At 68.2% G+C, this 2,199-nt stretch carries 2 protein-coding genes; one reads left to right on the top strand and one right to left on the bottom strand.

Features of this window, described 5'->3' with window-relative positions:
- Positions 1 to 461: 461 nt before the first annotated feature.
- Complete coding sequence (locus ACZ52J_RS42800) at positions 462 to 854, top strand: hypothetical protein (RefSeq protein ID WP_465626845.1); 393 nt, start codon at positions 462 to 464, stop codon at positions 852 to 854.
- 370 nt (positions 855 to 1,224) lie between these two features.
- On the opposite strand, the gene ACZ52J_RS42795 is transcribed toward ACZ52J_RS42800, so the two are convergent.
- Positions 1,225 to 1,929 (bottom strand): hypothetical protein, encoded by a 705-nt coding sequence (locus ACZ52J_RS42795; protein ID WP_465626843.1) that lies wholly within the window; start codon positions 1,927 to 1,929, stop codon positions 1,225 to 1,227.
- Between the last annotated feature and the right edge of the window lie 270 nt (positions 1,930 to 2,199).

Below are 2,199 nucleotides of genomic sequence, written 5' to 3'. Positions count from 1 at the left end.
CGGCCCATTGCTCATCACATAGATCCCCACGCCCCACAGCAAAGATCATTGCGGCAGTAGGGCGCGGAGATCACCCGTTCTAAAACACGGCCTAGGCGCAGCAGGGGCATGGGGCCACCCTTCGGTGGCGATCCGGTAACGGCGACAGGGCGACCACCCGACAGCCCGCCGCCACACCCCAACTCCGTCACCCAGCGGGGCGTGCGCCGGGGCCGATGCCTCACGGCAGCTGCGGCGTGCACACACCCGGGTGTAGCAAGGGTGGCCTTGCTGCACCCGTGACCGTCCGGTCAGGCGGGCGGTTGCACCGGTATGACGACCTCTTCGCTGTCCTGGCTGCCGCTGCCCTCCCCGACCGCCCGGGCCGAGGACGAGCCCGCGTCCGACGACCAGGCGCTCGACCCCGTCCAACTGGCGGCGCTCCACCGGGGCCGCGACGCGGGGAGGCCGCGGCCGCGTGGGTGCGGGAGCTGGCCGGCCGCCAGAAGAACGAGGACCACGCCCTGGCCCTGGAGCACGCGGCCGCGGGGATCGAACGGGCCAGCCACCAGGAGGTGATCCCCGGCGGCGAAGGCCAGCTTGCCGAGGAACTGCGCTACTCGCTCTCCGCGGACGTGCTGCTCGGCGCCACCCACACCGCCACCCTGCCCGACCTCGCGCCGGGCGAGCGGATGCCGCTGGTCGCGGTGTGCCCGCTCGCGGCCGCCATGCCGTCCTGCGTGCTCGGCGACCTGCCGCGCGAGCTCACCCTGCTCGCCGACGAACTGGACGCCGCCACCACCGCCGGCCGCACCGCCACCACTATGCTCAGCTGGGCAGGCGGCAGCATCCGGGGGGCGGAGCCGTCCGGATGAGTCTGTGACGGGTGTTCAGGCAGCGGTGGCGGGCGCGAGGGTGACCTGGTCGCCGAGGCTTTCGAGTTGCCGGACGAGATCACGGGTCTTGCGTTGGGGATTGAGGTGCCGTTGGTGCCAGTCCGCTCCGAGCTCCTGGTAGCGAGCTCGCGGATCGCCTGCTGCCGCTGAAGGTTGACGAACGCGAGTTCGTGGCAGCGGGGATTGAGCGTGCCGGCCAGAAGGCCGGTGACCGCTTGTGCGCAACATGTTCTGTGTAGAACTACGCCCCGTCGAGTGGGTGACAAACCTCGTCAGCGGGTTTGTGATCGACGCCAACCCTCGTGCCGGGGATGGGCCCGGCACGAGGGTTTGGCGTGCGGGCGCGGTGTCAGGCGGGCACGACGCACCAGAGCACGTCGACCCTGGTAGTGCTCGATACGTTGAAGTTCGCCGCCCCGTCCCATTTGATGTACGCCTGGTTCTCCGGCGGGGGTACGGGTGCCAGGGCTCCGTACCTGGTCAGCGATTTGATGCGCCCGGAGTCTTGCCATGCCTTGCGCGAGCCGATGGCGAGCACCTTGGAGACGACCTCAACCACGTCCAACTCGGGGTCACCGCGTCGCCCGGTGGTCGGGAAGGTCGTGTCACCGGGCCTGTATTCCACTCGCCCGTCCCGCAGGCTCGCGAGCCTGCACGAGTGGGTGAACGGCGCGGGGGGCGTGCCGTTGGCGCGGAACGCGAACACCCATTTCGCCTCGTTGTTCTGGGCGTAGGGCTGGTAGATCACGCCGCCGTTGACCCGTGACCCCGGCCTGTCGGGGCGGGAGGTCCACTCGTCCAGGTACGGTTCCGGCTTGGACGTGTAGTAGTAGAAGGACTGCAGCTTGACCAGGCGGGAGAACATCCATCCGCCTCCCTCGAACTGGTCCGCCCTCAGGCCCGCGGGCAGGTTGGGGCTCGCCGAGTCGCGCAGTTGCTGCAACGTCAGGGCGTTGGCCGGCCTGTCGGGAGTGGCCTGGACACTCGTGTCGGTGATGTCGGCCACCTGGTCTGGGGCCTCGAAATCCGCAGCTGACCGGACATCCTCTGTCATCTACTGATCTCCCTATGTGGTGGCAGTGATCCCTTCACTATCGCCGCGCAACGCTTCGCTGTCACTCGTTTACGTAAGGTGTCACGTCTGCGGGTGAAGTGGACTGATCGGTTCCGGTCACGCATCCACACCACTCGCGGAGTAGGCAGTCCTCAGAGCATCAAGGAGACACGGCCTAGTACTCCAGTGTGACTTCGCGATCATGTCGGTCTCGCGGTCTACTCTGGCTCGCTATGGGCTACGACGTGCACATCACGCGGCGTGAGAACT

The sequence above is a fragment of the Kitasatospora sp. NPDC034035 genome (assembly GCF_055575755.1).
This window is presented reverse-complemented; position numbering and strand designations above follow the sequence as displayed.

Bases quoted from the DNA above. Each gene is read 5' to 3' on its own strand.
- ACZ52J_RS42795 (WP_465626843.1), bottom strand. From the start codon at position 1,929: ATGACAGAGGATGTCCGGTCAGCTGCGGATTTCGAGGCCCCAGACCAG.